Source organism: Kitasatospora sp. Ki12, from assembly GCF_054601375.1.
The window spans coordinates 1,805,489-1,826,511 of the sequence record NZ_BAAIHT010000002.1 but is presented as its reverse complement, the minus strand read 5'-3'; the positions used below and the strand labels follow the sequence as shown (position 1 = coordinate 1,826,511).

Below are 21,023 nucleotides of genomic sequence, written 5' to 3'. Positions count from 1 at the left end.
CACCCCCTCGGCAGCCTGCGGGGCCCTCCGGCGATCGGCCGACTACTCCGTCGGCGGGGCGAGTTCGGCGGCGAGCCTGCGCAGGTCGGGCCCGTACTCGGGGTTGGCGAGGGCGGCGGCGAACTGGGCGCGGAGGTAGGCGGCGGGGTTGCCGGTGTCGTACCAGGTGCCGGCGATGACCTGGCCGTAGACGGCGCGGCGGGCCGCGTAGGCGTTGATGGCGTCGGTCAGGTAGACCTCGTCCTCCGGCTTCTCGTGCCAGCGGCGGGTGAGTTCGCGCAGCTCGTCGACGATGCCGGGGGTGATGACGTAGCCGCCGATGGCCGCGTACGCGGAGGGGGCGTCGACCGGCTTGGGCTTCTCGACCAGGCCGCTGATCCGCAGGGAGCCGCCGCCGAGGTCCTCCTTCACCACCGGTACGCCGTAGCGGTAGGAGTCCTCGGGGGCCATCGGCATCAGCGCGAGGACCGGCGCGTTGGTCTGCTCGTACGCCCGGATCAGCTGCTGCGCGCGGGGGACGTCGGCCACGAAGACGTCGTCCGGCCAGAGCACCAGGCAGGGCTCGTCGCCGAAGTGGCGGGCGGCGTTGAGCACCGGGGTGCCGTTGCCGTACGGGCCGTGCTGGTACAGGTAGCTGATGTGGCCCCGGCGGGACAGCTCCCCGACCTCCTCGACCGCGTCGGCGAAGGCCGCCTTGCCGTCGCGGCGCAGCTGGTCGACGAGGACGGGGTTGGGGCGGAAGTGCTCCTGGATCATGCCCTTGTCGCCGTTGACGACGATGGTGATGTCGGTGATGCCGCTCTCGATCAGCTCGCGGACGGTGTGTTCGATCACCGGCTTGTCGCCGACCGGAAGCATCTCCTTCGGCGTGGCCTTGGTCAGTGGCAGGAGGCGGGAACCGAGCCCGGCGGCGGGGATGACGGCTCGGCGGATCGTCCTGGGGGCCATGTGCCCTCTCTCGTCTCGACGGTGGTGCGGTCCTCGGTACGCGTCGTGTGGTGCACGAGGTCGTGGTGACGCCACGCTACCAAGGGTTGTGGTGTGATTATTTGCCGTGACCGGGTGGGGAGTTGGGGCATGATCAAGAATTCCTCGGCCGTTCACCAGGGCGCGGCCGACGGTTGCCCCTCGAACCGGGGGGTGGCGGTGTCACCAGGACAGGGCGTCGTCCATGGACTGCTGCCAGTAGGTGACCTTGAGGGAGTCGTCGACGTAGACGCCGGTGGCGGGTAGCGACGGGTTCGCCGGGGTGCCGACGCTCTCGTCGCCGGAGGGGCCGTGGAAGTGGACGGCGAGCGTCGTGGTGGTGTGGCCGTCGGTGTTGCCGGTGCCGTCGGCGGAGGAGAGGTTGACGGAGGCGTAGCCGGACTGGCCGGGCTGGAGGGTGACGACGGCCTGGGGCTTGGAGTCGGCGATGACCGGGGGTACGGACTGGGCCTCGCCGAAGCGGACGGCGGGGTAGCCGTGGAGGTGGCAGGTTCCGGGGCCGGTGTTGGTGACGATGAGCAGCAGGTGGTTGACCGGTCGGTTCAGCGGGGCGGCGGTGGTCTTCGTGGTGGAGCCGGTGCAGGTGACCGGTTGGGCGGCCGGGGCCGGGGGAGCCGCGGGGGACTTCGGTGCGGGGGTGGCGGGCTTCGGGCCGGTGGGCCGGGGCGCGGGGGGCGGGGCCTCAGCGGTGGGACCGGAGGAGGTGCCGGAGGAGGTACCGGTGCCCGTGCCGGTGGTTGGGGTGGTGGTGGGGCCGGTGGGCGCCGGGACGAAAGGGGTGGACGCGGCCGAGGGGGTGGCCTTGAGCGAGGGGCCGGTCGCGGTCGCGATGTCCCCGTGGTCGTCGCACGCGGTCATCGAGAGGGCGGCGAGCGCGATGCCCGCGGCGGCGGTGATCAGACGGGTGCGGGAGGTACGGACGGACATGTGGGCGTGCCCCTTTCGGCATTCGTGCAGGTGGTGCGGTGATCGGATGACCGGAGCTTGCGGGGCGTTCCGTCCCGGCCGCCGGCACCGTCGGCACGATGGGTAAGGTGGAACGGCGTGACCGGCTCTGACCAGGGGAAACGAGTCGAGCCTGGAACGCTGGAACGGGACGCGGGGGGAACGGAGAAGTCGGGTGTCGGACGGAACAGGGGACGCCGGGGCGGAGGAGTTCGCGCGGTTGATGAGCGAACTCAAGACCCGCTCGGGCCTGAGCTACGGAACGCTGGCCAAGCGGCTGCACATGAGCACGTCGGCGCTGCACCGCTACTGCAGCGGCACGGCGCTGCCCAACGAGTACACGCCGGTGGAGCGCTTCGCGCGGGTGTGCCGGGCGACCCCGGACGAGCTGGTGGAGCTGCACCGGAACTGGATCGTGGCGGACGCGGGCCGGGGCCGCCGGGCGGACCGGGCGCCGGTCGCGGAGCCGCCGCCGGCCGTTGAGTCGCCGTCGGCGGTGGAGCCGCCAGCGGTCGATCTGCCGTCGGCCGTGGTGCCGCCGTCGGCCGTGGAGCCGGTCGTCGAGGTGGCGCCGCCGCCCGTACCGCCGCGGCGCCGCCGTACCGCGCTGATCGCCTCCGCCGTGGCCGTCGTGCTGCTGGCCGCCGTGGTGGTCGTGGTGCGCCCCGCGATCTGGGGCGGGGACGACGCGGGCGACCGGCAGGCGGCCGGTGCCACGTCGACGGGCACCGCCACGACGGGTACGGCCACGACGGCGACGGGTGCGGCGGTCGCGCCGGACCCGTCCCCCTCCGCCCCCACCCCGCCCGACCCCGCGCCGCCGCAGAGCCCGACCGCCACACCAACCGCCGGTCCCACCCCCACCCCGTCCGAGACCGCGCCCCCGCCGCTCACGGTCCGCACCCGCCCGTACGTCTACGAGGACCAGTGCAGCCAGCACTTCCTCGTCAACAGCGGTCCCGCCCAGGTCGGTCCGCCCGCCGGCGAGAGCGACGCACCCCGTTGGGCCGCCGCCTTCGGCGCGGTCTCCTCCGGTGAGCAGCTGGTCGCCCTGACCGTCCAGGGCACCGGGGCGGAGACCGTCGTCCTGGAGGCGCTGCACGTGCGGATCGCGGCCAAGGGCGCGCCGCTCGCCTGGAACGACTACGCGATGGGTGTCGGCTGCGGAGGCGGGGTCGAGACCAAGTCCTTCGACGTCGACCTGGACCGGGGCAGCCCGGCGGTCACCGTGAAGGGCGGCCAGCGCGACTTCCCGTACAAGGTCAGCAAGTCCGATCCCGAGGTCTTCTACGTCACCGCGCACACCAAGGCGCACGACGTCCGCTGGGACCTGACGCTGGAGTGGTCCAGCGGCGGCCGCCGGGGCACCGTCCGCGTCGACAACAGCGGCACCCCCTTCCGCACCAGCGCCGACGTCGGCCGCCCCGGCTACGACTACCCGCCGGGCGGCGGCGAGTGGATCAAGCGGACGGGCGGCTGAGCGGCGGCCGGTTCTTGACGGGAAGAATTCGTGCGGGATGTCCGGCGGAGGACGTCAAGACGGCGGCGCCCGCTCCGACCACCGGTCGAAGCGGCCCCGCCGAGGCCCGCGCACCCGAGGGAGTCACGAGTTGACTTCCTCCCCCTCGCAAACGAGGGGGGTTCCCCTCAGCCTCGCGGCTGAGCCGCTGCGCGTGAGCGCTGCGGCGGGACGACTTCCTGCTTCATCGACGAATGCCCGCCCGGAGTGCTCCGTTGAGGTCTTACACCGTCTCCACAGGCTGCAACCGCCAGTCCGGCGGCCAGGATGTTGATCGCCGCGTTCACGTCCCGGTCGTGGACCGCTCCGCAGCCGCACGTCCACTCGCGGACGTTGAGTGGCATCATGCCCCGCAGGATGCCGCAGGCCGAACACAGCTTGGACGATGGGAACCAGCGGTCCACGACCACCAGGTCCCGGCCGTACCAGGCTGCTTTGTACTCCAGCATGGACCGCATCTCGGTCCAGCTCGCGTCGCTGATGGCGCGGGCGAGCGTGTGATTCCTGACCATGTCGATCCCGACCGCCGTGTTCACCGGCTCGGGCATGGCCGGCCGGTCGTCGCACAGCACGGAGACGAACCAGCGTCCGGCCGCGTCCTGCGACACCGTCACCGTCGATGGGACCGTCCCCTCGGGCAGCGGCCTCGACCACACGATTTCCAGCGGCTCGGCCATCTTCGCCAGGGTCAGCGATCCGTTCCGGAAGCGGAACGCCGAGCTCGTGTACTCGGCGGACTTGCGGGACTTCTTCCGCGACTTGAACGTCGGGTACTTCGCCCGCCTGGTCCAGAAGTTGGCGAACGCCCCTTGCAGATGCCGGAGCGTCTGCTGCAACGGGACGCTGGACACCTCGGACAGGTAGGCCAGTTCCCCGGTCTTCTTCCACGCCGTCAGCATCGCCGACGTCTGGTTGTAGTTGACCCGCTCCTGGCGTAGCGTCCATGCCTCGGTGCGGGCCTGGAGCGCCATGTTGTAGACCTTCCGCACGCACCCGAACGTGCGAGACAGCTCAGCCGCCTGCATATCGGTCGGGTAGAAGCGGTACTTGAACGCCCGCTTCACATGGGTGGTCGCCACGGATCACACACTAGCAACCACTGCTTGTGACCATGTGATTGGTAATCACCTACCGAGATGGCACACCGCCTTGACGGCGGTCTGCCTATCCCTGCCCCGCTACGCGGGAGTCTCGTTTCCTGCCCCGGCTGAAGCCGGGGGTATCCACGAAAGGACTCTGATGAAGTTCCTGATCAGTCTGCACATCAACCCGGCCGTGCTGGACGCGCTGACCGACGAGGAGAAGGCGGCGATCGGCGCCGGGCACGGCACGTTCATCGAGGAGCTGAAGGAGTCCGGCGAGCTGATCCTGACCCAGGCGCTGGTCGACCCGTCGCAGGCCGCCGTGGTGAAGGTCCGCAACGGGCAGCCGGTGGTGACCGACGGGCCGTTCCTGGAGGCCAAGGAGTTCCTGGGCGGCTTCTACCTGGTCGACTGCGAGGACAAGGAGCGCGCGATCGAGCTGGCGGCCCGGATCCCGGACACCCGGATCGAGGGCCTGGGCGTCGAGGTGCGGCAGGTGATGTTCTCCGACGGAAACTTGGAGGCATGACAGCACCCGGCATCGAGGACCTGCTGCGTGGGCTCACGCCGCAGGTCCTCGGCACGTTGGTCCGCAAGTACGGCCGGTTCGAGGGCTGCGAGGACGCGGTGCAGGAGGCCGTCCTCGCCGCCGCGGTGCAGTGGCCGTCGGAGGGGGTGCCGGACAACCCGCGCGGGTGGCTGGTGACGGTCGCCTCCCGGCGGCTGGTCGACCAGGTGCGCAGCGACCGGGCGCGCCGCGAGCGGGAGTCGGCGACGGCGGCCGCCGAGGTGGTGCCGGAGGAGGTGCCGGACACCGACGACACGCTGCTGCTGCTGTTCCTGTGCTGCCACCCGGCGCTGACCGCCGCCTCCCAGACCGCGCTGACCCTGCGGGCGGTCGGCGGGCTGACCACGGCCGAGATCGCCCGGGCGTTCCTGGTGCCGGAGGCCACGATGGCGGCCCGGATCAGCCGGGCCAAGCAGCGGATCCGGGCCGCCGGGAGCGCGTTCGCCGCGCCCGCGGGCGCCGAGCGCGAGGAACGGCTGCGGGTCGTCCTGCACGTGCTCTACCTGATCTTCAACGAGGGCTACACCGCGTCCTCGGGCAGCGAGCTGGACCGGCCCGACCTCGCCCGGGAGGCGATCCGGCTGACCCGGTCGGTGTACGCGCAGCTGCCCGGGGACGGCGAGGTGGCCGGGCTGCTCGCCCTGATACTGCTGACCCACGCCCGCCGCGCCGCCCGGACGACCGCCGCCGGCGACCTGGTGCCGCTGGACGAGCAGGACCGTACGGCGTGGGACCGCGAGCTGATCGACGAGGGCACCGCGCTGGTCAAGGCGGCGCTGGCCGGACCGGAGCTCGGCCCGTACCTGGTGCAGGCCGCCATCGCCGCCACGCACGCCGACGCGCCCACCGCCGCGGACACCGACTGGCGGCAGGTGTACGGCCTCTACCTGGTCCTGGAGCGGATCGCGCCGAACCCGGTGGTCACCCTCAACCGCGCCGTCGCCCTCGCCGAGGCCGAGGGCCCGCGGGCGGGCCTGGACCTGCTCGCCACCCTGGACACCGACGCCCGGATGGCCGGACACCACCGCCTGCTGTCGGTCCGGGCACACCTGCTGGAGCGCGACGGCGACCGGGCGGGGGCGTACGAGCACTACCGGCGCGCCGCCAGGGGGACGGCGAGCCTCGCCGAGCAGCGGTACCTGGAGGGGCGGGCGGCGCGGCTCCGGCCGAGCTGACCCCGCCGCCTGCCCGAGCGCCCCAGGGCCCGCCCCGCTCAGAGCCCGATCGCGTCGGCCGTCTGCGCCGCCGTCCAGGTGAAGAAGTCGTCCGCCGGGTCGAGCGAGCCGACCAGGTGGCCGTGGAGCTCGAAGCCGATCAGGCCGATGAGCTGGACCCAGGCCGACACCCCGCGGGCGACGACGTGCGGCGGCAGGCCGGGGGCGAAGGCGGCGGCGAGCGCGGTCAGCTGTCCGGGCAGGGCGCCCTGTGGCGGGGGGCCGGGCGGGGTGGGCCGCAGCGGGGCGTCGCGGACCACGCCGATCAGGGCGAGGGGCAGCCGGGCGGCGGGTTCGACCGTGGTCCGGGGCGCCGCGTAGCCGGGCACCGGGGTGCCGAAGACCAGGGCGAACTCGTGGGGGTTGGCGCGGGCCCAGTCCCGGGTGGCGGTCCACAGGGCGCACCAGCGGTCGCGGGGGGAGGCCTGCTCCGTGCCGGCCTGCGACGTGTCGGCCTGCGACGTGCCGGCCTGCGACGTGCCGGCCAGGGCGTGGTCGGCGGCGTCGCCGAGCTCGTTGTACGCGTCGATGATCAGCGCGGTCAGCAGCTCGTCCCGGCTGGGGAAGTAGCGGTAGAGGGCGGAGGAGGCCATGCCCAGCTCGCGGGCGACGGCCCGGAGCGACAGCTGTTGGGCGCCGACGGACGCGAGCTGGCGGCGCGCCTCCTGCTTGATCTCGCGGGTGAGTTCCTCGCGGGCCCGTGCGCGGGCGGTCCGGATCGCTGGCATGGGGCCAGCCTGCCACATGTCGGAGCGGTGCACACAAGTGAGAGCACTGCTCTTGCTTTGGGTGCCCGCCGGTGCCATGCTGAGGATGTCAAAACGAGAGCAGTGCTCTTGAAAAGAAGCGGTAGTCACAGAATCGAGGCAGGCCGATGTCCAGCACCGAGAACCCGAACCCCCGGCCGACCGACCCCACCACCCGCCTGGTCGCGCCCACCACCCGCCTCGGCGCCGCCGCCAACCGGCTGACCAACCGCGCGGTCGCCGCCCTCACCCGGGCCGGCGTGAGCCTCTGGGGCTCCCGGGTGCTCGCCGTCCGGGGCCGCAAGAGCGGCGAATGGCGCACCAATCCCGTCAACCTGCTCACCCACGGCGGCGAGCGCTACCTGGTCGCCCCGCGCGGCCACACCCAGTGGGTGCGCAACCTCCGGGCGGCCGGCACCGGCGAACTGCGGGTCGGCCGCCGCGCCGAGGTCTTCCACGCCACCGAACTCCCGGACGCCGACAAGCCCGAGGTGCTGCGCGCCTACCTGCGCCGATGGAAGTGGGAGGTCGGCTACTTCTTCGACGGGATCGGCCCGGACGCCCCGGCCGAGGAGCTGCTCCGGGTCGCCCCGGGCTACCCGGTCTTCCGCGTCACCGCCGGCTGACCCGGCCACCCGAGGCGGTGCTCCCGGCCCTTCTCCAGGTACGGGCCGGTGCCGAGGTACGCGATGTGAACGGGCATCAGTTCCCCTCCCCGGGGCTCTCGGTGGCCGGTGCCCGGTCCTCGAACGCCCGCAGGCGCAGCCGGGGCCGGCTGTGGTCGGCGAACCAGAGCAGCCACCGGTCGCGCGCGGCCAGGGCGGCGCGGGCCGTCTCGCACCAGTCCTCGCGGTCGAGGACGGCGAGGTACGCGGCGAGCACGGCGGTGCGCTGCTCCTCGGTGCAGCCGCAGTCCTCGGCGGACGCGGTGGCCAGGTGCAGGGCCAGGGTGGCCACGAACTGGAAGGTCTCGACGGTCGGTGGCGCATCGCCGGCGTGCCGGGCGTGGGCCGCCAGGACGGCGGCGGAGTGGGGGTAGTGGCCCAGGGTCATCCCCATGCCCGAGCTGTGCGTCAGCATGTAGAGCAAGTGTCCGGTGTGGTGGAGGAGTTCGCGGTCCCGCCCGAACTCCGGGACGGCCTCGTGCAGTCGGCCGGCGACGGCGACCCGGCCCGCGAAGTAGCCGTTGAGGAAGTCGCCGTCGATCGCCTTGCGCAGCAGCCAGGGGCGGGCGGCCGGGTCGTCGAGCCGGCAGAGCGCCTCGACGACGTAGACCCGCCCCCAGCCCGCCGTCCGGTCGGCCAGCCAGAGCAGGTGGGCCGTGCCCCCGTCGAGCCGTTCGAGCGCGCGTGCCGCGAGCGGGCCGAAGGTGTTGGACAGCAGTCCGATGGTCCGGATCAGCGGGATGTCGGCCGTGGTGCCGACCTCGGCGAGCAGGGCGAGCCCCGTCACGACGCTGCCCTCGTCGGTCCCGTGGCGCACCAGCCACCGTCCGGTGCGCCGGACGCGTTCCGGGTCGGCCCGGTGGGCGGCCGCGGTGACGGACTCGCGGGGGTGGATCGGGACGTAGAGCTCGCCGAGCGCGTCGGCCAGCTCCCGGAGCGGCGCGGAGGGCCGGGCGAAGTGCCCGTCCAGGAGGCGGGCGACCGGAACGTCCGCCGTCCGCAGGTCGTCCGGCGCCTTGGGGCGGGGCCGCCCGCCGTCCGGGTACGGCGCACCGTCCCGGGGGAGCGGGCCGTCCGGCGTCAGCCGGTGCAGGCGCAGCGCGTGGTCGTGGAAGCTGCTCGGGATGCCGGGCGACAGCGGCCCGGAAGCGGCGCTCACCAGCGGGTGAGGGGCTCGATTCTGAAGATCATGGCGCCGATGGTGACACCCGAACTCCGGTTTCGGCAAGCCCTTTTCCGCTCCGGTTGCAGTGGCGCGGGCCCCGCGCTGGCGGTCCTGAGCGCTGAACGCCGGGCCCCGCCGACCCGTGCGGACGTACGTACGGCCGCGCGGGTCGACGGGGCAGCCGTCAGCCCTTGCCCGCCTTGAGGACCTGGGCCGCCGCCACGCCGGCCGCGCTGTTGCCGTGGCCGCCGCCGTCGACCTCGGCGGCGACGGCGAGGTCGCCGCGGTAGGCGATGAACCAGCTGTTGGTGGACTGGCCGCCGGTTTCGACGGTGCCGGTCTTGGCGCCGATCTGGCCGGTGAGGCCGGACATCGGGGCGCGGGCGGTGCCCTGGGTGGCGGTCTTGGCCATCATGGCGCGCAGGTCCTGAGCGACGCCGGCGGGGAGCTTCCCGGGGGCGGTGGCGCGCTTGGCGTCCTCCCGCAGGACGGGCTGGCGGAACGTTCCGCTCTGCACGGTGGCGGCGACCGAGGCCATCGCCAGCGAGTTGACCTGGATCTTGCCCTGGCCGATGTACTCGGCGGCGGCCTCGTCCTTGTCCGCCGGCAGCGGGATCGTGGCGTCCCGGCTGTCGATGCCGATGTGCCATTCCAGGCCGAGGCCGAACTGGTCGCGGGCCACCTTGGCGAGCGTGCCGGGCTGCAGCTTCTCCAGGCCCTTGTCGATGAAGCCGGTGTTGCAGGAGTGGCTGAAGTCGTCGGTGAGCGTGTACGAGGGGAAGTCGCCCGGCTCGTCGTTGTGCCACGGGCGCGGGGAGTTGGTGGTGTTCTTGCACGGCACCACGGTGTCCGGGGTCACGCCGGCCTGCAGCAGGGCAGCCGAGGTGATCACCTTCATCGTGGAGCCGGGCGGCTGGCCGGCGGAGACCGCGCGGTTGTACCCGCTGGGCGAGAAGGCCATCGCCAGGATGTGGCCGGTGCTCGGCTGGACGGCTACCAGCGAGGCCGGCTTGCCGCCCGCGGCCTGCTGCTTGACGGCCTCCTCGGCGACCCGCTGGAGGTCGGCGTCCAGCGTCAGCTTGACCTGCGGCGCGCTCGGCGGGGTCAGTACGAACAGCTGCTCGGGCTCCTTCCCGGCGCCGCCGGAGAGCACCACGGCCCGCCCGTTGACCACGGTCTCCCCGTCGGCGGGCGCGATCTTGGGCAGGACGGCGGCCAGCGAGGGGAAGCCCTCCAGGGGCTTGCCGTTGCGGTCGGCCGGCTTGGTGACCGGGTCGGGCAGCGCCTTCACGGCGATCGTCCCGCCCGGCCCGAGGCGGGGGTGGAGCACGGTCGGCGCCCAGCGCACGACGGCCTTGCCGCTCTCGCCCCGGACGACGCTGAGCGTGCTGTCGTACTCCCAGGCGCCCGTCGCGCCCTCGAACTCGGCCTTCACCCGGAAGCCGACGGCCGGTTCCTCCGCCGTGCCGGTCGCCGCCGGGCCCGTCCCGGTCAGCGCGAGGGTGCGGGCCGGCACGTTCTCGTGGAAGGCGGCCAGCGCGGCGCGGGCCGTCTCCGGCCGGTTGGTCAGTGCGGAGGCGGCGGTGACGTCCCCGCGGCCCCAGGCCGCCAGGAAGTCCTTGGCGACCGCCGCGGCCTGCTCGGCGGTCGGCGGTGTCTGCGGGGCCTTCGCCGCGGTGTCGGACCCCTGGGTGCCGCTGCCGCCGCTCGACGGGTTGCCGCCCTGCACGGCGTTCACGATGTTGTAGAGGCCGTACCCGCCGACCGCCAGCAGCGCGGCGAACACCCCGCCGACCGCGACCAGCACGGCCTTCCGCGCGCCGGAGCGGCGCGGGGCTTCCCCCTCGTGCCCGGTCCCGTCCTCGTACTCGACGTACTCGACGTGGTCCTCGTCGAGTTCGGTGTACCCGGCGTACCCGTCGGGTTCCCGCTCTTCACGCATGTCTCTCGTCCCCCTGTGTCCTTCGTGTCCCGCGGACCTGCCCCCTCCGGCATCCCGGCCCGCGGGCCCGGACGGACGGGCGGTCGATCGCCAGTCCGTTCGAGCGCGGACCAGCCTATGCGGACACCGGTGATCGGTCGACAGCGGGAGCGCCCGCCGGGCGGAGTTGCCCGGTAGGCGCTCCCGTGGCCGGAAGGGAACGGTCAGGCCCAGGGGTCGGTGAAGGAGCGGCCCGGGACGGGCTTGGCGATCAGGGCGATGGCGGTGAAGAAGTTGACCTGGCCGATGGCGATCATCAGGGTGGCCAGGGCCTCCTCGTCGTAGTGCTCGGCGACCTCGGCGTACAGGGCGTCGGAGACGCGCTCGCCGTGCTGGTTGGGCTGGAGGGCGGCCTCGACCAGGGCGAGGGCGGCCCGCTCGGGGGCGGTGAAGTACGGCGAGTCCTGCCAGGAGGACACCGAGGCGATGCGCTCCTCGGTCTCGTCGGCCTTGCGGAGGAAGCCGGTGTGCAGGACGGTCAGGTAGGTGCTGCCGGCGATCTGGCCGGCCCGCAGCTGGACCAGGCTGATGGTGGTGCGGGGCACCGAGCGGTTGCCGGTGGCCTTGAACAGCGCGGCCGAGACCTCGGCGAGGGCGGGCACGAGCTGCACCGGGTCCTGGGCCATGCGGGGGCGCTGCGGGACCTCGGCGGTGATGGATCGGCTGGTCATCGTGGTGTTCCTCTCGGGAGCGGCGGGGTCGCCGTGATCGGTGCGATCAGCGGTGCCGTCACCTCCCCGACGGATCCCGGCGCCCGGGTGTGACAGTGCGGGCCCGCGCGTTTCGCGCTCCCCGGCGCGGGCCCGCCCGTGTCGCGCTCCCCGGCGCCGGCCCGCTCAGCGCAGGACGGCGGGCGAAGGTCCGTCCGGCCGTACGGTGATGCTGTAGGCGGCGCCCTTCGGCTTGCTGACGTAGGCCAACTCGCCCATCGGCAGCAGGAGTTCCAGCAGTGCCGTGGTCTCCCGGAGGGCGAACTGGGTGCCCAGGCAGGCGCGGGCGCCGAGGCCGAAGGGGAGGTAGGCGCCGAGGTGGCCGGGGCGCTCCGAGCCCGGGGCGAAGCGGGCCGGGTCGAAGCGTTCGGGGTCGGGCCACAGGGCCGGGTCGCGGTGGATGAGGTACGGGCAGACCAGCACGTCCGTTCCGGCGGCGATGTGGTGGCCCTCGATGACGTCGTCCTGCGTGGCGTGCCGGGGGAGCAGCCAGGCGGAGGGATAGAGCCGCAGGGTCTCGCTCACCAGCGCCTGCGGATCGGCCGTCCGGGCCTCGGGGTGCTCGTCGAGGAGCAGGAAGAGCCAGGTGAGCGTGGTGGCGGTGGTCTCGTGCCCGGCGACGAGCAGGGTGACGAGCTCGTCGCGGATCAACCGGTCGGTGTACGCGGGGATTTGGTCGCCCGCCTCCAGCAGCACCCGGAGCACGCCGGGCTCCTCCGTCGGGCCGGCCTCGCGCGCCGCGTCGATGGCGGCGTGCGCCACGGCGTCGACCAGCGCCAGGTCCTCGGCGACGGCGTCCCGGGCGTCCGCCGCGTCGGTCGGCAGCTTCGGCATGGCGGCCACCACCCGTTCGACCGCGCGGAGTTCGCGGTCGGTCCGGTCGTCCAGGGGCAGTCCGGTGAGCGCCCGCCAGACGGTGTCCAGGGCGAAGCGGCGCATCTCCTCGCCGACGTCGAAGGTCTCCCCGCTGCGCCGGTAGCCGGCCCAGCGCTCGGCGGTGCGGCGCGCCGCCGCCGCGATCCGCTGCTCGTACCGGCGCATCCCGGTGCCGGTGAACTGTGACTGCAGCAGCCGCCGTTGGCGCTTCCAGGCATCCCCGGTGGCGGACAGCACGCCGTCGCCGACGAGCATCCGGGCGCGGTGCGAGCGCTTGACGTACCGGTCCGGGTGGCGGCCCAGGACGTGCTGCACCGCCGCCGGGTCGGTGACCAGGACGGTCGGCTCCGGGCCGAGCCGGAACGCGGCGATCCCGCCGACGCCGCGCCGGGCCCGGGCCAGCAGGTCGACGAGCTCGGCACCCTCGGTGCGCCACTGTTCGACGGCCTCGGGTGCCAGCTCCGGTACCGGGCGGGTGTCCGTGCTCACGGTGGGGGTCCTTTCGGTCCGATGACGGCTGACGGGTGCTGCTGACGGTTCGTCCGCTCCGACTCTATGCCGACTCCATGCCCGGCCGTCCGGTGCTCACACGGCTGCGCCGACCGGGCGGCGGGCCTGGCCGGCGACCGCGCGGCGGCCCGCCGGGCCGTATGCGAACGGGTACCGTGCGGCGGGGCCGACCGGCCCACGCTCGCGCGCGGATGGGAGAACGCATGCCCGGGACCCGGCACATCGGAGGCGGCACAGCCGGCCGAGCGGCCCGGTGGCTGGCGGCCGCCCTGCTCGTACCGGCCCTGGTGTCCTGCGGCGGCGGTGGCGGCGACTCGGCCTCGGCCCAGCGGAGCGACAGCGGCCCGAACGGCAACGGCCAGAACGGCGACGGCGGTCAGACCGGGGAGCAGCGGACCCAGGACACCGGGAACCAGGGCGGGTTCCGGACCGCCGGCGAGCCCTCGGCGAACGTCCAGGGCACCGACAACAAGGCCCTGATCAAGCTGTCCTTCCCCGCGAGGACCAGCTTCCGGGCGACGATCAGCAAGGTCGCCGACTGCGGCACGTCGAGGTTCGCCACCCCCGCCTCGCGACCGGTCCAGGTGGTCGACGGCGAGACCGAACGGGCCGAGTTCACCCTTCCGCGGTGGACGCCCGGCACCACCAGCCGCACGATCTGCCTGACGGTGACGGTCGACGGCGACAGCAAGCAGGTCCAGGCCGTGGGCACCGTGGAGATCATCACCGTCCCGGACGACGGCTCCACCTCCGGCACCGGCTCCACCCCCAGCGTCGAGGCGACCCCGTACGGCGGTGTCAGCCTGTACGGCGGTGCCACTATCGGCGCCGGGAGCAACCCCTGACCACTGCCGAGGAGGAGCCCCCGGACGAACCGAGGCGGGCGCCGGCGGAACAACCGGCGCAACAGTCGCCGCAGCCGCCGGCGCGGCCCTGGACCGACTGGATCGCCAAGCTCGCCACTTGGGTCGCCCCGACCACCCTCCTCACCGCGCTGCTCTTCTTCTTCGGCTACGCCTACACCAGCTCGCTCTACAGCTACTTCGGCATCGACGCGGGCACGATCGGCTTCGCCACCCAGGACCTGCTGCTGCGCAGCTCCCCCGCGCTCTACGTCCCGGCCGGGGTGGCGCTGTGCGGGGCGCTGGTCGGCGCGCTCGGCTACCACCTCGCGACCAGGGCGGCTGGCGGCGGCGCGGATGGCGTCCGGACCGTGCGGTGGGTCTGCCTGGCCGTCACCGCGCTGGTGGTCCCGCTGCTGGTGCTCGGGTTCCTGGCCGGCTTCGAGGTGGTCGACGCCGGCCCCATGGGCACCCCGCTGCTGATCGGCGGCGCGCTGCTGCTCGCGGTGCTGGCCCGGCTGATGTACGTGCGCAGCACCGGCGCGGACTACCCGCTCACCGGGGAGCGCGCGGCGCTGGGCATCAGCGTGGCGATCGTCGTGCTCTGCTCGTACTGGGCGGTCGGCGGCTACGCCCAGCAGAAGGGGACGGCCGACGCCGAGCAGCTCGCCCACCACCTCTACCGGCGTCCGGCGGTCATCCTGGACACCTCGGAGCGCCTGCACCTTGGGTGGGAGGGGGTGCGGGAGACGGTGCTGCCCGAGGTGGCGGAGGGGGCGCGGTTCCGGTACCGCTACGAGGGCCTGCGGCTGCTGGCGCACTCCGGCGGCCGGATGTTCCTCGTCCCGCGCACCTGGACCTGGCAGAGCGGCAACGGGCTGATCCTCCCCTTCGACGCCACCGTCCGGGTCGCCTTCCACCCGGGCTGACCACCGGCCCCGCACACGGCTGCGCCGCGGTCCGTCCCCCTCGACGGACCGCGGCGCAGCGGCTTTCACCGGGCGTCGGTCAGAACGCCCCGGTCAGGTCGTCCTGATCAGATCGCCCCGGTCAGGTCGCCTCGATCACACCGGCTGCCAGAGCGCGGGGACGATCGGCGGCTCCCAGCCGACCTGGGCGGTGTGGCCCTGGACGCAGACGTAGGTGACGCCGTTGTAGGTCACGGTGTCGCCCGCCTTGTAGGTGGTGCCGGCCGTCCAGGTGCCGCTGGGGTCGGGGTTCCCGTTGCCCACGACCAGCGAGAAGGTGGTGCTGTGGGTGGCCGAGCCGGCCCCGGTCAGGGTGATGCTGTAGGTGCCGGCCGCGGTGGAGGCGGAGGTCGCGACGGTGACCGTCGCCGAGCCGCCGGACTGCACCGAGGACGGGCTGAACGAGACCGTGACGCCGGCCGGGGCGCCCGAGGCGGACAGGTTGACCGTCTGGGCGGAGCCGGAGGTGGTCGCGGTGGCGACCGTCGCACTGGCGCTCTCACCGGGCTTGACGGTGGCGCTGCCGGGGTTCACCGAGAGGGAGAAGTCGTTGGTGGGCGTGGTGCCGCCGACCGAGGTCTTCCAGATGGTGTAGGCCACGCCGTCGGCGCTGCGGTTGAGCACCGTCGCGTCGATGTTGCCGGTGGTGTCGCAGGACTGGTGGTAGCAGGAGTCGTAGGACCGGCCCGCCTGACCGCCCCACTTGGCCGCCTGCGAGGAGGACTTGGTGTCGCTGGCGCCGGCCGCGTAGCCCGAGGTCGGGATGCCGGCCTGCTGGAAGGAGTAGTCGTCCGAGCGGCCCTGGCCCTCGACGTTCTCCTCCGGCTGGAGGTTGAGCGAGTCCCAGTAGGCCTTCATCGGCGCGGAGGCCGAGGAGGAGATGTTGTTGATGAAGTAGCCGGCGTTGGGCGAGCCGACCATGTCGAAGTTGTAGTACGCCTTGATCGCGGAGCGCTGGCTCGACCCCAGCTGGCCGACGTAGAACTGCGAGCCCTGGAGGCCCTGCTCCTCACCCGTCCACCAGGCGAACCGGACGTGCCGGGTCAGCGTCGGGTTCTGCTGGGCGAGCACGAGCGCGTTCTCCAGCAGGGTGGCCGAACCGGAGCCGTTGTCGTTGATGCCGGGGCCGGCTCCGACGCTGTCCAGGTGCGCACCGAACATGGTGACCTGGTCGGACGGGCCGCCGGGCCAGTCGGCGATCAGGTTGTTGGACTGGTAGGTGCAGGAGGTGCAGGTCTGCTCGCTGACGGTGTAACCCGCCGCCTGCAGCTTGCCCTTGATGTACGCCACCGACTGGCTGTGCCCGGCGGTGCCCGCCCGGCGGTTGCCGCCGTTCTGGTTGGCGATGCCGTTCAGCTGCGACAGGTGGGCCTGGACCTTGGCGACGTCGATGTCGGGCGCGGGCCCGCCGGGGGTGCCCCCGCCGCCGACGGTCAGGGTGTACTGGGCGGTGTGGGTCGCCGCGCCGGCGGTGCCGGTGACGGTGATCACGTAGCTGCCGGCCGGGGCGCTCGCCGAGGCCGCCAGGGTCAGCGTGGCGGACGAGCCGGTCTGCACGGAGGAGGGGCTGACCGTCGCGGTGACGCCGGCCGGGGCGCCGGAGACGCTCAGGTTGACGGACTGCGCGGTGCCCGAGGTCAGCGCGGTGCCGACGGTCGCCGTGGTCGAGGCGCCGGGCTGGACCGAGCCGGACGCCGGGCCGAGCGACAGCGAGAAGTCGTTGGTGCCGGACGGCGTGCAGCTCGGGTCACCGCTCTGCGCGGGCACGCTGATCGCGTCCCAGGCGGCCTTGGCCCGGGTGAAGAAGGTGCAGGACGGGTCCAGGTTCTTCGCCGCCGTCAGGGTGGCGGTGCGGTAGCGCTTGTAGGTCATGCCGCTGGTCTTGAGCAGCATGCCGCCGTAGAAGACCCGGCCGGCGTCCTTGATACCGATGCCGGTGACCGTGGAGTTGTTGCAGGTCGGGCTGGTGGGCTTGCCGCCGCCCGGGTTGGAGCCCTCGGCCAGCAGGTAGAACCAGTGGTTCAGCGGGCCGGCCGCCGCGTGCTCCTCGGTGTTCGGGATGGAGGAGGAGTAGCAGTTGGGGTTGTTGCCGACCTGCGAGGGGTTGTACATGTTGCGGATCGGACCGCTGCCGACCAGGTTGATCATCTCGCCGACGAGGTAGTCCGGGTTGTCGTACGGCGCGGGCTCGTTGGCGTAGGCCTCGGTGAGCGCGCCCATGATGTCACCGGTGGACTCGCCCAGCCCGGCCTCGTTGTTGGCGCCGCCCGGGGTGTACTGGTCGATGCCGTGGCCGAATTCGTGGCCGACCACGTCGATCGAGGCGATCCACTCGTTGGCCTGGCTGTGGCCGATGGATATCGAGCTGCCGTCCCAGTAGGCGTTGACGTCGTTGAGGCCGACCTTGACCGGCCAGCTGCCGCCGTTGCCGTTGTGCCCGTTGCGACCCAGCCAGTCGCGGAGCATGTCCCATTCCTTCTGGGCCGCGAACATCGCGTCGCCGCAGCCGGTCTCCTTGCTGGTGGGGCTGCCGGTGCCCCAGGAGTCGCTGGACTTGGAGAAGACCTGGCCGGTGCTGTAGTCGGAACAGGTCAGGCCGGGCCGGTTGGGGTCGCGCAGCGAGTACGAGCCGCCCGAGCCGGTGGTGCTGATGGTGACCGGCGCCGGGCCGTTCCACTTGCTGTTGACGGTGCCGGCGTGGACGTCGTCGTAGCTGTCGATGACCTCGCCGCTCGCGGCGTCGACGAAGACGTGCAGCCGGCTCGGGGCGGCGCCCTTGGAGCCGTTGAGCACGGTCTCCCAGGCGAGCCGGCCGCCGTTGCCGTCCTTGACCCGGACGACCAGGCGGTTCGACTCCACCGATTTCACGACGGCCAGCTCGGTGCGCGCGGTCTGCTCCGCGCGCTCCGCGCTGATCTGCGGGGTGACGGAGCCGCCGACCGGGCCGGGGGCGGCGGACTGCAGGCCGCGGACCTTGCCCTGACCGTCGGCGAGCACCACCGCGTCGCCGCCGACCACGGGCAGGCCGCGGTAGCTGCGCTCGTAGGCGACGGAGTAGAGGCCACCGACCCACGGGGTGACGGCCTTGCGCTCATAGGTCTCGTCGGGGCCCTTGGCCAGCGCGTCCAGGCCGGCCGCGGCGGCCGCGTCGGCGGCGTTGACGGCGGCGGACAGGGCGCTCGGTGGTGCTGGGGAGGGGGTGGGCGCGGCGGTGGCCGGCCCCGCAGTGGCGGCGATCAGGCCGGCCAGCACGGTCAGGGTGGTCGCCGTGGTGAGCAACCGCCCGGTGGACATCCTGCGTTGCATCGAGGCTCCTCGTATGTGGGGGTCCTCGACCGCGGACGGCAGTGGCTGGTGGCGCACCGCTGGCCGTGTTCGGGGGACGGCCGTGCGGGCCGTCCGCGCTCGGGTGCCCGAACCCTCACATGGCGTCATGCCCGGGTCAATGGCTGGTGCGGGCGATGCATCGGGTTGGCAAATTCCGTCAAGCGCGTCGTTCGACTTTGCGTCAAGCTGGGGTTTTCTTGAAGTGGTTGAGACCACGTCATATACGCGGCGGGGGGCCGTCCAGTACCGTCGGCGATCGAGTACCGGTGCCGTCCTCGTGGTGGCACCGCGACCGGCCGAGGGCGACGACGCACCCGGGAGGCAGCCGTGGAGCGGAACCGAGTGGCCCCCGACCCGGGGGCTCCGGCCCCGCCGGCCGGCCAGGGCCGCGGCGCCTGGCGGGAGTTCGGCGCCCGGTTGCGGCACTGGCGCCGCCGGGCCGGCCTCACCCAGGCGCAGCTCGGCGCCGGGATCGGCTACGACCACACCGCGGTCAGCAAGATCGAGCACGGTGCCCGCCGGGTCACCCCCAGGGTCGCCGACCGGATCGACCGACTCCTCCGCGCGGGCGGTGAGTTGAGCGCGGCCTGTCTGCGCGCCGAGACCGCCGAACTCTGCGGGCCCGACTCCCTCTCCCTCTCTCCCGCGCTGCTCCGGCCCCCGCTGCCGGGCCTCGCGCCGGCCGAGCCGGTCCTCACCGCCCCCGCCCCGGCGCGGCTGCCCGACTACGGGCTGCTCTGTCCGCTGCACGGCGCCGAGGGCTGCGCCGTCCCGGCGGCCGCTGAACTCGCCGGACTGCACGCCGAGTTCTGCGCTCCCGAGGCGCTCGCCGACCCGGCCGCGGCGCGGCCGCTGGACGCCGCCACCGCGCACGCCCTGACCGGACTGCTCGCCGCCCACCTGCGCTCCGGCGAGACCGGCGGCCGGCCGGGCCTGGCCGCCGCCGTCGAGCGCACCCTGCACGCGGTGCTCGCCCGGCTCGCCGGCGCCCCCGCCGCGCAGCGCGCTCCGCTCGCCCGGCTGGCCGCCGAGCACGCCCACGCGGCCGGCGCGCTGCGGATGCAGGACGGCCGCAACGCCACCGCGATGGCCTGCTACGACCGGGCGCTCACCTGGTCCGGGCTGGCCGGGGACCTGGCCACCCAGGTGGGCACGCTCAGCGATCTGGGCGTCCTGGCCCGGATGGACGGGGACCCGGCGGCGGCCCTCGGCTTCGCCCGGGAGATCGACCGGGTCGCCCCCGGCCGGCACTGGGCCGGTGCGATGGGCCGGATCAGCCGGGCCCGCGCGCACGCCCTGACCGGCGACGTCCGGGCGACCGTCCGGCAGATCGGTCTGGCCCGGGCGCACCTGGACCACATCGGCGCGGCGGACGAGGCCGACGTGCCCTGGCTCTCCATCGCCTCGATGCGGATGCGGGTCGAGTCCGCCGCTGCCGCCGCGCTGCGCGACCTCGCCGCGGCCGGCGACGACCCCCGGCTGGCTCGCCGGGCGCTGAGCGCCACCGAGACCGCGCTGGGCCTGCTGGGCCCGAGCCAACTCCCGTCCAGCCGCCTGCTGTTCATCGTCCGGGCGGCCGACTGCCTGGTCTGCGCGCACGATCCGCGGGGCGCCGTCGAACTCCTCGGCCCGGCGCTGGAGGCGATGCCGGCGGTCGCCCTGCCGGCGCTGGTCGGGTACGAGCTGCGCGGCGTGCGCGACCGGCTCGCGGCGCACGCGCCGCACGCCGCACACCGGTTGGCGGAGCTGGTCCGGACCTGAGCGGCGGGCGGGTGCCGCGGCGCCTCCCGGTACCGGCGCGCGTGGGGGCGCTCGACAGCGCTCACCCGGTGGTGTGATGCCGTGCGCGCCCCGAGAGTCCCCGCTACTGGCACAAAACGCGCCCCCTTCACGCCGTTCGAGCGTCAACTTCGTGCGCGTATCGTCCGCCGATCGGGTCATTCATGGCGTTAACACGTCGAATGACTTCCTCGGCCAGCGGCTCCGGCTAGAGTCTCTGACGTTTCCAGTCGTTAGTCCGCGAAGAACGGGGGGCGCGTGCTTTCAGCCATTGCACGCCGGCTCGCCCATCCGCTTCTGCTGCTGGGCGTGCTGTGCGTCGCCGTCGCGACCCTCCGCTTCCACTGGGCTCCCGACCGGGTCTCCCCGCTCGTCCTGGTGGCCGTCATCGGATACCTGGCGGTCCTGGAGCGGGTGATCCCGTACCGGACCGACTGGCACCCGACGCGTCGCGAACTCGGCTGGTACAGCGTCTACTTCCTGCTGAGCATGGTCGGCGGCGCGCTGGCCCAGGGGCTGGTGACGTCACTGGTGGAGCTGCTCGGCCCGGCGCACCCGGCGCTGCCCTTCGCGGTGGAGATCCCACTCGCGCTGCTGGTCGGCTCGCTCGGCGACTACCTCGTGCACCGCTGGTCGCACCGCAACCGGTGGCTCTGGCGGCTGCACGGCGTGCACCACGTCCCGGAGAAGGTGAACGTCGCGAACAACGGCGTGAATCATTTCCTGGACGTCTTCGTCGCGCAGTCCGTGGTCCAACTTTCACTGGCGCTCGTCGGATTCTCGGCGGATTCAGTGTTCGTGGTCGGAATATTCGTCCTGGCCCAGGGGTATTTCGTCCACGCGAACATCGACGTCCACCTCGGGCCGCTCGGTCACGTCCTGGCCGGTCCGGAGCTCCACCGCCTGCACCACAGCACCGACCTCGGCGAAGCCGGCCACTACTCCTCCGACCTCTCCCTGTGGGACCACGTGTTCGGGAGCTTCACCTGGCGGCCCGGCCGGGTGCCCACCGCCGTCGGCCTCACCGACCCGGCCGCGTTCCCCACGACCGGCGAGCTCGGCGCCACCCTGCTGCACCCGTGGCGCCGGGCGGAGACCACCGAGCCGTCCGTCTGACTCCGGCCGCGCGGCCGCCCCCA

The 21,023-nt window shown here is 73.4% G+C and carries 17 protein-coding genes; 8 read left to right on the top strand and 9 right to left on the bottom strand.

Annotated features, from left to right (window positions below; translation table 11 throughout):
* Positions 1-42: 42 nt before the first annotated feature.
* Positions 43-948, bottom strand: a complete 906-nt coding sequence (locus ACYP53_RS25415) for a UTP--glucose-1-phosphate uridylyltransferase (protein ID WP_189921202.1) — start codon at positions 946-948, stop codon at positions 43-45.
* A gap of 201 nt (positions 949-1,149) precedes the next feature.
* A complete protein-coding gene (locus ACYP53_RS25410) occupies positions 1,150-1,914 on the bottom strand; it encodes a DUF4232 domain-containing protein (protein WP_459649100.1) in 765 nt (254 codons plus the stop codon).
* 241 nt (positions 1,915-2,155) lie between these two features.
* Here ACYP53_RS25410 and ACYP53_RS25405 point away from each other — a divergent pair, with 241 nt between their 5' ends.
* Complete coding sequence (locus tag ACYP53_RS25405; RefSeq protein WP_459649099.1) at positions 2,156-3,412, top strand: helix-turn-helix domain-containing protein; 1,257 nt, start codon at positions 2,156-2,158, stop codon at positions 3,410-3,412.
* Between the two features lie 167 nt (positions 3,413-3,579).
* On the opposite strand, the gene ACYP53_RS25400 is transcribed toward ACYP53_RS25405, so the two are convergent.
* Positions 3,580-4,530 (bottom strand): RNA-guided endonuclease InsQ/TnpB family protein, encoded by a 951-nt coding sequence (locus tag ACYP53_RS25400; protein WP_459649098.1) that lies wholly within the window; start codon positions 4,528-4,530, stop codon positions 3,580-3,582.
* Positions 4,531-4,690: 160 nt separating this feature from the next.
* On the opposite strand from ACYP53_RS25400, the gene ACYP53_RS25395 reads away from it, so the two are divergent.
* On the top strand, positions 4,691-5,062 hold the full coding sequence (locus ACYP53_RS25395; protein ID WP_189921194.1) for a YciI family protein: 372 nt from the start codon (positions 4,691-4,693) through the stop codon (positions 5,060-5,062).
* The gene (locus ACYP53_RS25390) at positions 5,059-6,276 is read left to right on the top strand and encodes an RNA polymerase sigma factor (RefSeq protein ID WP_189921192.1); all 1,218 of its coding nucleotides are present in this window, start codon (positions 5,059-5,061) and stop codon (positions 6,274-6,276) included. The genes ACYP53_RS25395 and ACYP53_RS25390 overlap by 4 nt, the downstream gene beginning before the upstream one ends.
* 38 nt (positions 6,277-6,314) lie before the next feature.
* On the opposite strand, the gene ACYP53_RS25385 is transcribed toward ACYP53_RS25390, so the two are convergent.
* Positions 6,315-7,043, bottom strand: a complete 729-nt coding sequence (locus tag ACYP53_RS25385; RefSeq protein ID WP_459649097.1) for a TetR/AcrR family transcriptional regulator — start codon at positions 7,041-7,043, stop codon at positions 6,315-6,317.
* 146 nt (positions 7,044-7,189) lie between these two features.
* On the opposite strand from ACYP53_RS25385, the gene ACYP53_RS25380 reads away from it, so the two are divergent.
* Entirely contained in the window at positions 7,190-7,687 is a 498-nt protein-coding gene (locus ACYP53_RS25380; protein WP_189921187.1) for a nitroreductase family deazaflavin-dependent oxidoreductase, read from the top strand.
* A 76-nt stretch (positions 7,688-7,763) separates the two neighbouring features.
* Here ACYP53_RS25380 and ACYP53_RS25375 read toward each other — a convergent pair whose 3' ends face one another.
* The 4 genes from ACYP53_RS25375 to ACYP53_RS25360 form a co-directional block, all read right to left on the bottom strand.
* Positions 7,764-8,885: a hypothetical protein gene (locus ACYP53_RS25375; protein WP_459649096.1), complete on the bottom strand. Its 1,122-nt coding sequence runs from the start codon at positions 8,883-8,885 to the stop codon at positions 7,764-7,766.
* Between the two features lie 190 nt (positions 8,886-9,075).
* Complete coding sequence (locus ACYP53_RS25370) at positions 9,076-10,833, bottom strand: penicillin-binding transpeptidase domain-containing protein (RefSeq protein WP_459649095.1); 1,758 nt, start codon at positions 10,831-10,833, stop codon at positions 9,076-9,078.
* Positions 10,834-11,036: 203 nt separating this feature from the next.
* Entirely contained in the window at positions 11,037-11,543 is a 507-nt protein-coding gene (locus tag ACYP53_RS25365) for a carboxymuconolactone decarboxylase family protein (protein ID WP_189921178.1), read from the bottom strand.
* A 165-nt stretch (positions 11,544-11,708) separates the two neighbouring features.
* Positions 11,709-12,947, bottom strand: a complete 1,239-nt coding sequence (locus tag ACYP53_RS25360; RefSeq protein WP_459649094.1) for a cytochrome P450 — start codon at positions 12,945-12,947, stop codon at positions 11,709-11,711.
* A 224-nt stretch (positions 12,948-13,171) separates the two neighbouring features.
* Here ACYP53_RS25360 and ACYP53_RS25355 point away from each other — a divergent pair, with 224 nt between their 5' ends.
* Positions 13,172-13,813, top strand: coding sequence for a hypothetical protein (locus ACYP53_RS25355; protein ID WP_459649093.1), 642 nt, complete (start codon positions 13,172-13,174; stop codon positions 13,811-13,813).
* 281 nt (positions 13,814-14,094) lie between these two features.
* The gene (locus tag ACYP53_RS25350; RefSeq protein WP_459649092.1) at positions 14,095-14,739 is read left to right on the top strand and encodes a hypothetical protein; all 645 of its coding nucleotides are present in this window, start codon (positions 14,095-14,097) and stop codon (positions 14,737-14,739) included.
* Positions 14,740-14,874: 135 nt separating this feature from the next.
* Here ACYP53_RS25350 and ACYP53_RS25345 read toward each other — a convergent pair whose 3' ends face one another.
* Positions 14,875-18,084 (bottom strand): M28 family peptidase, encoded by a 3,210-nt coding sequence (locus tag ACYP53_RS25345; protein WP_459649091.1) that lies wholly within the window; start codon positions 18,082-18,084, stop codon positions 14,875-14,877.
* Positions 18,085-18,432: 348 nt separating this feature from the next.
* Here ACYP53_RS25345 and ACYP53_RS25340 point away from each other — a divergent pair, with 348 nt between their 5' ends.
* Both ACYP53_RS25340 and ACYP53_RS25335 read left to right on the top strand, forming a co-directional pair.
* Entirely contained in the window at positions 18,433-19,866 is a 1,434-nt protein-coding gene (locus ACYP53_RS25340; RefSeq protein WP_459649090.1) for a helix-turn-helix domain-containing protein, read from the top strand.
* A gap of 276 nt (positions 19,867-20,142) precedes the next feature.
* A complete protein-coding gene (locus ACYP53_RS25335) occupies positions 20,143-21,000 on the top strand; it encodes a sterol desaturase family protein (RefSeq protein WP_459649089.1) in 858 nt (285 codons plus the stop codon).
* The last annotated feature ends 23 nt before the right edge of the window (positions 21,001-21,023 follow it).

What these genes read in the sequence shown, in the direction of transcription:
- ACYP53_RS25355 (WP_459649093.1), top strand. Translation starts at nt 13,172, where the DNA reads ATGCCCGGGACCCGGCACATCGGAGGCGGCACAGCCGGCCGAGCGGCC.
- ACYP53_RS25395 (WP_189921194.1), top strand. Translation starts at nt 4,691, where the DNA reads ATGAAGTTCCTGATCAGTCTGCACATCAACCCGGCCGTGCTGGACGCG.
- ACYP53_RS25410 (WP_459649100.1), bottom strand. Translation starts at nt 1,914, where the DNA reads ATGTCCGTCCGTACCTCCCGCACCCGTCTGATCACCGCCGCCGCGGGC.
- ACYP53_RS25405 (WP_459649099.1), top strand. Translation starts at nt 2,156, where the DNA reads ATGAGCGAACTCAAGACCCGCTCGGGCCTGAGCTACGGAACGCTGGCC.
- ACYP53_RS25415 (WP_189921202.1), bottom strand. Translation starts at nt 948, where the DNA reads ATGGCCCCCAGGACGATCCGCCGAGCCGTCATCCCCGCCGCCGGGCTC.
- ACYP53_RS25365 (WP_189921178.1), bottom strand. Translation starts at nt 11,543, where the DNA reads ATGACCAGCCGATCCATCACCGCCGAGGTCCCGCAGCGCCCCCGCATG.
- ACYP53_RS25370 (WP_459649095.1), bottom strand. Translation starts at nt 10,833, where the DNA reads ATGCGTGAAGAGCGGGAACCCGACGGGTACGCCGGGTACACCGAACTC.
- ACYP53_RS25380 (WP_189921187.1), top strand. Translation starts at nt 7,190, where the DNA reads ATGTCCAGCACCGAGAACCCGAACCCCCGGCCGACCGACCCCACCACC.
- ACYP53_RS25390 (WP_189921192.1), top strand. Translation starts at nt 5,059, where the DNA reads ATGACAGCACCCGGCATCGAGGACCTGCTGCGTGGGCTCACGCCGCAG.
- ACYP53_RS25345 (WP_459649091.1), bottom strand. Translation starts at nt 18,084, where the DNA reads ATGCAACGCAGGATGTCCACCGGGCGGTTGCTCACCACGGCGACCACC.
- ACYP53_RS25385 (WP_459649097.1), bottom strand. Translation starts at nt 7,043, where the DNA reads ATGCCAGCGATCCGGACCGCCCGCGCACGGGCCCGCGAGGAACTCACC.